The following is an 8,292-nucleotide window of genomic DNA, read 5'->3' as shown; positions in this document are numbered from 1 at the left end:
TAGCAAGGAACATAAAGTGAACGGAATGACCACCAGAGCCGTATGTTCCCCCTCACCCCAGCCCTCTCCCTCAAGGGAGAGGGGGCCGTCTGTGCAGGCATTATTTTATGGGGAACCCTCAGCCCACCGGGAGAGGGAGAAAACACTAAAAACGGTAACAGATGTTACCGTTTTGCGTTTACCTTACAGCGCGATATCCGCTACCGGCTTGCTTTCCGCCTGAGGCTTCAGCTCTGCCTGTGGCGCAGCATCCGCAGCCTGCGGTTTGACGTATTGCAGTTGCAGAACGCGGCTGGTGTATTCCAGCTCTTGTTCCGTGGCTTCAACGTTACCGTTCAGCTTCGTACCGTAAGATGGAATAATGGTTTTCAGCTTCGCCTGCCATTCAGGGCTGGATACTTTGTCCTTAAACACTTTTTCCATCAGGTGCAGCATGATTGGCGCAGCGGTAGACGCACCCGGGGATGCCCCCAGCAGCGCGGCAATGGTGCCATCCTTATCGCTTACCACTTCGGTACCCAGACGCAGCACGCCGCCCTCTTTCGGATCTCGTTTGATGATCTGCACGCGCTGACCCGCCTGCCACAGACGCCAGTCTTCTTTCTTCGCCTGCGGATAGTACTCTTTCAGCGCCTCGAAGCGTTCTTCATCAGAGAGCATCACCTGGCTAATCAGGTATTTCACCAGATCGAAGTTATCCAGCCCCACGTCCATCATTGGCTTGACGTTTGACGTCGTGGTCGCGCTCAGCAGATCCCACAGGGAACCGTTTTTCAGGAATTTGGTGGAGAATGTGGCGAACGGCCCGAACAGCACTACGCGCTTACCGTCCAGCATGCGGGTGTCGATATGCGGAACGGACATCGGTGGTGCGCCCACAGAGGCCTGACCGTACACTTTCGCCAGATGACGGTTAACCACTTCCGGGTTTTCCGACACCAGGAACTGGCCGCCAACCGGGAAGCCCGCGTAGTCGTCTGCTTCCGGAATGCCGGACTCCTGCAACAGTTTCAGCGCCGCGCCGCCCGCACCGATAAACACGAACTTCGCCTTAATCACATGCTCGGCTTCGTTGTTTTTCAGATCGGCAACGGTCACGCTCCAGCTGTTATCCGCGTTGCGCTTGAAACCACGCACTTCGGAGCTGAGTTGCAGGTTAAAGTTCTCTTTTTTCTTCAGAGAGGCCACCAGCTGACGGGTGATTTCACCGTAGTTAACGTCAGTACCAATTTCAGTGCGGGTCGCCGCTACTTTCTGGTTCGGATCGCGGCCTTCCATGACCAGCGGCGCCCACTCTTTGATTTGAGCGTGATCTTCAGAGTATTTCATCCCGCGGAACAGCGTGCTCTGTTGCAGGGCAGCATAGCGCGCGCGCAGGAAGTTGACGTTTTGATCGCCCCACACAAAGCTCATATGCGGTACGGTGTTGATGAAGGAGTGCGGATTGTGCAACACACCGCTGTTCACCTGGTGAGACCAGAACTGACGTGAGATCTGGAACGCTTCGTTGATCTCTACCGCCTTCTCGATACTAATGGAACCGTCCTTTTTCTGCGGCGTATAGTTCAGTTCCATGAGTGCCGAGTGCCCCGTCCCGGCGTTGTTCCAGCCGTTAGAGCTTTCCTGTGCCACGCCATCAAGGCGCTCGACCATGGTCATGGACCAGTTCGGCTCTAATTCCTGAAGATATGTTCCCAGCGTGGCGCTCATGATGCCGCCACCAATTAAAAGGACATCCGTTTCCTGCTCTTTTGGTGCGTCAGCCTTCGCCGCCAGCGAGACGGCGTTCAGCCCCACGGCCAGAGAAAAGAGCACGGCAGTCATTTTTTTCATCATTTATGCCTTAGTTGAATAGTGCTTGATGCGTGGAAATTACAGGTGAAACACGCTGCGGTGGCACGGTAGCAACTTTTAAATATTGTTTAAAGGTTACGAAATTATTGTAATTGTGAAATTTAATGATGGATTGTTTGTAGGGTTTTGGCAGACAGGCTGGCACCCGACGATTTTCCTGGCTATGATGCTGCACTTTGTGATCGCGCGCACGGAAGCCTGCCCCTACCAGCGAATTGTTATGTCATTACCCCACTCGTCTGTACCTCAAGAAGGCCATGTCGCCACTGTTTTACGTTCGCCTCACCGTCTGATGCGCGAAACCCTGGCCGGTGTGATTACCGCGCTGGCGCTGATCCCGGAAGTGATTTCGTTTTCCGTGGTCGCGGGCGTGGATCCGAAAGTGAGCCTTATCGCCTCCGTGGTGCTCTGTTTCGCCCTTTCCCTGCTCGGCGGGCGTCCGGCCATGGTGACGGCGGCGGCAGGTTCCGTCGCGCTGGTGATTGGCCCGATGGTCCATCAACACGGCGTGCAGTACATTCTGCCCGCGGTGGTAATGGCAGGTATGATTCAGATCCTGTTCGGCGCGCTGGGTATGGCGCGGCTGATGCGCTTTATTCCCCAGTCGGTGATGACCGGGTTTGTTAACGCCCTTGGCATTTTGATTTTCTTTGCCCAGGTGCCCCATTTCTGGAGCCGAAGCCCGCTGATTGTAGGCCTGTTCGTGCTGACGCTGCTGATTGTGCTGTGGGTGCCACGCTATATCAAAAGCGTGCCCTCCCCGCTGATTGCCATTGTGCTACTGACTTTGTTCACCGTCACCAGCGGGCAAATCCTGCCGACGGTAGGGGATGAAGGCTCCATGGGCGGCGGTTTGCCGGGCTTTACGCAACTGCTGGTGCCGCTCAACCTGGAAACCCTGAGCATTATCTGGCCGTGCGCGCTTAGTATCGCTTTCGTTGGCCTGCTGGAATCCTTGCTGACGGCAAAACTGGTGGACGAACTGACTGCTACCCCCTCGAGTAAGCGTCGCGAGAGCATCGGTCTGGGCGTGGGGAATATTATGGCCGGGTTCTACGGCGGCATTGCGGGCTGCGCGATGATTGGGCAGACCATCGTTAACGTGGAGATGGGGAAAGGCAGAAGCCGTATCTCCACCCTTGCGGCGGGTATCGTACTGCTGGTGCTGGTTACGGCGCTCAGCGAGGTGATGGCCAAAATCCCGATGGCGGTACTGGCGGGTATTATGGCCATTGTGGCCGTCAAGACCTTTAGCTGGCATAGCGTTCAGCCCGGAACGCTGAAAAACGCGCCGGTGGCTGAAACCGTCGTGATGCTGGTGACGGTTGTGGCAACGGTTTCCACCGGCAACCTGGCGGTTGGCGTGCTGGGCGGGATTGTGATGATGTTCATCCTCCCTGCCCGACTTAAGCAAAAAGCGCTGGCTACAGAAGAAAAATCGTCGCCAGTCCAAGAAAAATAAAGAAACCGCCGGTATCGGTAATGGCGGTGATCATCACGCTCGACCCCACCGCGGGGTCGCGCCCCAGCCGGGTCATGGTCAACGGGATAATCACGCCCATCATCGCCGCCACCAGCAGGTTCAGCACCATCGCCAGCATCATGACCCCGCCCAGCGCCATATCATCGTACAGCCACCAGGTAATGCCGCCCATGATGCCGCCCCAGACCAGGCCGTTAATCAGCGCGACGCCCATCTCCCTGAAAATCAGCCACGAAAAATTACCCGGCTGAATGTTTTCCAGCGCCAGGGCGCGAACGATCATGGTGATAGTCTGATTGCCGGTGTTCCCGCCGATCCCCGCCACAATCGGCATCAGCGACGCCAGGGCCACCAGCTGGGAAATGGTATGTTCGAAGCCGTCAATAACGCGGGACGCCACGAACGCGGTGCAGAGATTGATGGCGAGCCACGCCCAGCGGGTTTTGACGGCCTTGCCGACGGAGGCATGAACGTCATCTTCGGCACTGATCCCGCCAAGGGCACGCAGGTCGTTATCGGTCTCTTCATAGACCACGTCAACGATCTCATCGATGGTCAGACGCCCCATCAGCTTGCCCACCGAATCCACCACCGCCGCGCTCACCAGGTCATCACGTTCGAAGGTACGCGCCGCTTTTTCGGCATCGTCTTCCGGCGAGAAGACCATCGGCTCGGTTTCCATGACCTCACTCACCCGCTGCTGGGTGCTGTTCAGCAGGATCGTTTTCAGCTCCAGCTCCCCGAGCAGGGTTTTATCCCGCGAGGTGACGAACAGTTTATCGGTGTTGTCCGGCATGCTGCCCAGGCGACGAAGATAGCGCTGCACCGTACCCAGGGTGACGTCCGGACGCACGGTGATGACGCCAAACTCCATGATCGCGCCGACGCTGTTTTTCTCGTAGTGCATCACCTGACGCACGCGCGCCCGCTCTTCAGCAGGCAGGGAAGCCAGCAGGCGTCCGGTCAGGTTGCGCGGAAGATGCTGAACGAGGTAAATCTGCTCATCGATATCCAGCGTTTGCAGGGCGTCAAGGATGTCCCGGTCGCTCATCTCATCGATAAGGTCATCCCAGACGTTTTCCGAGGCTTCAAGCAATACCTGACCGCGCTCGTGATCCTGCACCAGCCGCCACAGGGCGTGGCGCTCTTCGGAAGGCAATGCCTCCAGGGTGTCCGCCAGATCCGGGGGCGGTAAATGTGCAACCAGCGCACCTACCTCAGCAATATCGTCGGCCAGCGTGCCGACATCATATTGCTCAGCCAGGGTTAGCTTACCCAATAACGTTGACGTAACCGCTTTATCGGTCGTCAGGAGCCAGATGAGCCGCGCACGCTCCTGGTCACGCTGCCTGGCGCTGTTTTTCTTTAATACCGACATCAATCATAAATCCATTAAATGAGTTGGCGTTAAGCATAGCGCGGGGATATGTAAATAAGAATAAACGGTGGGTCGGGATGGAGAAAAAAACGGCATATATGAAAAATTAGTGTGCCGGGCGCCACCCGGCACAATTGCAATCAGGCCGTACGCGCCACCGCGTCCCGTGACGCCGCATCGCGCTCATCGCCGGTCAGCTCGCTCAGCTTGCCGTCGCGCATCTCCAGCAGACGGTCGGCGTGAATGAAGTAGTGATCGTCATGGCTGATGGCAAAAATGGTTTTTCCCATCGCCTGCATCAGCGGCAGCAGGACCTGATAAAACTCGCGACGGAAGTGCGGGTCCTGATCGGCGGCCCACTCATCCAGCAGGATGATGTCGCGCTCTTCGGCCAGCGCCAGCAGTAGCGCCACGCGCTTCTTCTGCCCTTTCGACAGTTTGAGATTCAGGATTTTGCCATCCTGTAGCTCCAGCTTGTGCGACATTTGCAGGTGCGCAAGCCATTTCTCCACCAGCGCCGGATCCGCCTGCTGCCCTTCCGGGCCCAGCAGCCGGTCGAACAGCCAGACGTCGGTAAATACCGCCGAGAAGAGCTTGCGGTAGTCCTCCGGTTTCTCCGCGCTCAGGGCTTTACCATCCAGCAAAATTTCACCCGCCTGCGGCTGGTAGAGGCCCGTCAGCAGCATCGCCAGCGTGGATTTGCCGCTGCCGTTGCCACCGATCAGGAACAGCAGTTCGCCGCGGTGAATGGTCAGGTTGATCGGCCCCACGGAGAAGGCGTTATCCTGATAGCGGAAGGTAACGTTACGCAGCTCCAGCGTTTGCCAGTTCGGGAAGGCCTGCGGGCGCGGGAACTCAGCCTTAAACGGCGCAAGGTCGAACTTCTTCAGCTTGTTGAAGGCCACCTGTGCGCTCAGCAGCGTTGGCAGTGCGCCAACGGCCGACAGCAGCGGCGTGCGTAAAAACAGCAGCGTCAGGGAGTACGTTGCCGCCACGTTGGTATCCGCCCACCCCAGGCTGTTCGCCATCCAGAATACCAGGCCAATCGCGCCCAGCATCATGATGTTGGACCAGTTCACGGCGCTCAGGTGGAACGTATCGGCTCGAATAATGTGATGACGATATTCGTGCGCATCCGGGATATAGAGGTGGTTGAAGATATGCTCGGCGCGCTCGCGGTTCAGCGTCAGCTCTTTGCGCCCTTCCAGCACCGTCTGATAATCGTTATAGAGCTTGTCTTCCGTTTCGCGCAGCACCGCCATGTGCTTATAGACGCGTGATACCAGCAGGAACCCGCCCCAGATGGTAATAACAATCCACAGCGCCGTTACCGCCAACATTTTGCTGGAGAGCCAGGCGAGATAGGCTGCCGAGCCAAATGTCAGGATGATACCCTGCACCAGCTCCGGCAGGCGCACAAAGGCGATGGTAATGGCGCGCACATCGCTGGTCAGCCCCGCCAGCAGAGAGGCACTTCCCAGCTGCTCGATGCGTTCCACCTGAGTATCAAGAATACGTTTGATGAACTCACTGCGCAGACGGAAAACGAAATGGTGGCCGAGCGCGGTCAGCGCCAGCTGTGACCCGAGCGTGACTGCCATCAGCAGCAGCAGTAAACCCAGAAATTCCGGCAGGACGGAGAGTGACGTGTCGACCATTTCGATCAAACGCACGTTAATGAAGGCAATCAGGCCGATCCCCAGCGCCGCGCTGGCAAGGCTTAACGCCATCACCGCGATAAAAGGCCAGCGATACTGCCGCCAGACAAGAAGAAGTAGTTGCATGCAGAGCAATCCGGACAAGAAAAATCAGCCAGCAGTGTAAACTGCCTTTCACACACATCAAGAATAATTCTTATTTTTATTCTCGGTATGCCGCCTGACGGAACGTGAGGTTGTAGCGAAACGCCCCCGCCACCGGGTGATCGCCAGGTTTAAGCGGCTGAATACCGTGGTAAAAAAGCCGTGATTCACCTCCCCAGACCACCACATCGCCATGCTCCAGCATCAGCCGTTTGAGCGGGTCGTTGCGCCGCAGGCCGCCAAACTGAAAGACAGCGGGCAGCCCAAGGGATACCGAGACGATCGGCGCGCGCAGGTCCGGCTCGTCCTTATCCTGATGCAAGGAGAGCTTTGCCCCAACGGCATAGCGGTTGATAAGACAGGCATCGGGTCGAAAATCAGGATAGCCGGCCGCCACGGCGGCAGCATGACACAGCGCCTGAAACGCCTCCGGCATCGGCGGCCACGGCTGATCCGTCAGCGGATCGTTCGCGGCATATACATAGCCCCGCTCATTCGTCGCCCATCCCAGTTCGCCGCAGTTGGTCATCGCCACGGACATGGTATACCCGCCCGGCGTAACCATATGGCGAAACGGCGAACGGGCGGTGACGGCATCAATACCGTCGAACAGCGCCGCCGCGCGGGAAAGCGCGAATCGTCTCAGGATCGTCGCCCCCGGCGCGAGCGGCTCCTGCCAGGGTTCAGCATCAGCAAAAAGATCGAGCATTATCCCTCCGGGTTGTTCGCCTCACGTTTTAATAATAGTACCTTACGCGCTGCCCCCCAGCGATAGCCCGAGAGCGCACCGTCGTTACGCACCACGCGGTGACAGGGGATCACAATCGCCAGTTTGTTGGCTCCGCAGGCCCCCGCCACGGCACGTACGGCATTGGGTTTGCCAATGGCCTTTGCGACCTGCTGATAGCTTGCCGTCTCACCGCAGGGGATAGCCCGCAGCGCCTGCCAGACCTGCTGCTGGAAGGCGGTACCCCGGATATCCAGCGGCAACGTCAGCGGCGTCGCGCGGCTGTCGACAGAGGCAATCACCTGACGAACACGCCCGGCAAACGCGCCTTCCATCGGTTCACGGACGGCAAGCGGAAACAGTGACAGCAGCTCAGCCGTCAGCCCGGCGTCGTCATCACCCAGCAGTATTGCGCAGATCCCGCGCTCGCTTTCCGCCACCAGACAGCGGCCCAGCGAGCAGTCACTGATGGCATAGCGGACCGCAGCCTCTCCGTTGCGGTACTGTTTTGCCGTCATGCCCAGCGCGCCGTTAGCTTTACGGTAGTAGCTGCTGCCGTCCGGGAAGCCCGCGGCCAGTACGGCGTCGGTGATTTTACCGCCCTGTGCAAGCAGGCTGCGCAGGCGTTGTTCACGCGCGGCCTGCTGCCATGCTTTCGGCGTCATGCCGGTGACGGATTTAAACAAGCGGTGGAAATGGAACGGACTCATGCCAACCTGCTGCGCCAGTGCCTCCAGGTTCAGCGCGGCATCCTGTTCAAGCAGTCGACAGGCCAGCGCAATGCTGGCCTTTTTCTGCGCCATAGGGTCGACCTGGTCCGGCCTACAGCGCTTACAGGGGCGGAAACCCGCCTGCGCGGCCTGGTGAGCATCAGGATAAAAGCAGACATTTTTACGCAGCGCGTGGCGGGCGCGGCAGGACGGACGACAATAAATGCCGGTCGTCTGCACGGCAAAGACAAACTGGTTATCCGCACGCGGATCGCGGGCCAGAACGGCCTGCCAGCGATCCTCATCGGTAAGATAGGTTGTGTTTTTCATCATCGGCT

Annotated in this window: 6 protein-coding genes; 1 reads left to right on the top strand and 5 read right to left on the bottom strand. The window is 58.2% G+C overall.

Annotation, left to right across the window (positions count from 1 at the left end; all coding sequences use genetic code 11):
• Positions 1 to 183 precede the first annotated feature (183 nt).
• Complete coding sequence (gene mqo, locus ACOTW6_RS20860) at positions 184 to 1,833, bottom strand: malate dehydrogenase (quinone) (RefSeq protein ID WP_047729304.1); 1,650 nt, start codon at positions 1,831 to 1,833, stop codon at positions 184 to 186.
• Positions 1,834 to 2,020: 187 nt separating this feature from the next.
• On the opposite strand from mqo, the gene ACOTW6_RS20855 reads away from it, so the two are divergent.
• The gene (locus ACOTW6_RS20855) at positions 2,021 to 3,316 is read left to right on the top strand and encodes a SulP family inorganic anion transporter (RefSeq protein WP_213789352.1); all 1,296 of its coding nucleotides are present in this window, start codon (positions 2,021 to 2,023) and stop codon (positions 3,314 to 3,316) included.
• Here ACOTW6_RS20855 and mgtE read toward each other — a convergent pair.
• The 4 genes from mgtE to ada all read right to left on the bottom strand — a co-directional run bounded on the left by mgtE (position 3,279) and on the right by ada (position 8,284).
• Complete coding sequence (gene mgtE, locus ACOTW6_RS20850) at positions 3,279 to 4,715, bottom strand: magnesium transporter (protein ID WP_006811337.1); 1,437 nt, start codon at positions 4,713 to 4,715, stop codon at positions 3,279 to 3,281. The genes ACOTW6_RS20855 and mgtE overlap by 38 nt on opposite strands.
• Positions 4,716 to 4,855: 140 nt before the next feature.
• Positions 4,856 to 6,499: a multidrug ABC transporter permease/ATP-binding protein gene (locus tag ACOTW6_RS20845; protein WP_017383408.1), complete on the bottom strand. Its 1,644-nt coding sequence runs from the start codon at positions 6,497 to 6,499 to the stop codon at positions 4,856 to 4,858.
• Between the two features lie 76 nt (positions 6,500 to 6,575).
• Positions 6,576 to 7,226: a DNA oxidative demethylase AlkB gene (gene alkB / locus ACOTW6_RS20840; protein ID WP_121478759.1), complete on the bottom strand. Its 651-nt coding sequence runs from the start codon at positions 7,224 to 7,226 to the stop codon at positions 6,576 to 6,578.
• Positions 7,226 to 8,284, bottom strand: a complete 1,059-nt coding sequence (gene ada / locus ACOTW6_RS20835; RefSeq protein ID WP_121478758.1) for a bifunctional DNA-binding transcriptional regulator/O6-methylguanine-DNA methyltransferase Ada — start codon at positions 8,282 to 8,284, stop codon at positions 7,226 to 7,228. The genes alkB and ada overlap by 1 nt, the downstream gene beginning before the upstream one ends.
• Positions 8,285 to 8,292 lie beyond the last annotated feature (8 nt).

The organism is Enterobacter cloacae complex sp. IR5403, from assembly GCF_049238705.1.
GTDB lineage: Bacteria > Pseudomonadota > Gammaproteobacteria > Enterobacterales > Enterobacteriaceae > Enterobacter > Enterobacter hormaechei_C.
This window is presented reverse-complemented; position numbering and strand designations above follow the sequence as displayed.

Bases quoted from the DNA above. Each gene is read 5' to 3' on its own strand.
- mqo (WP_047729304.1), bottom strand. From the start codon at position 1,833: ATGAAAAAAATGACTGCCGTGCTCTTTTCTCTGGCCGTGGGGCTGAAC.
- ACOTW6_RS20855 (WP_213789352.1), top strand. From the start codon at position 2,021: ATGCTGCACTTTGTGATCGCGCGCACGGAAGCCTGCCCCTACCAGCGA.
- mgtE (WP_006811337.1), bottom strand. From the start codon at position 4,715: ATGTCGGTATTAAAGAAAAACAGCGCCAGGCAGCGTGACCAGGAGCGT.
- ACOTW6_RS20845 (WP_017383408.1), bottom strand. From the start codon at position 6,499: ATGCAACTACTTCTTCTTGTCTGGCGGCAGTATCGCTGGCCTTTTATC.
- alkB (WP_121478759.1), bottom strand. From the start codon at position 7,226: ATGCTCGATCTTTTTGCTGATGCTGAACCCTGGCAGGAGCCGCTCGCG.
- ada (WP_121478758.1), bottom strand. From the start codon at position 8,284: ATGAAAAACACAACCTATCTTACCGATGAGGATCGCTGGCAGGCCGTT.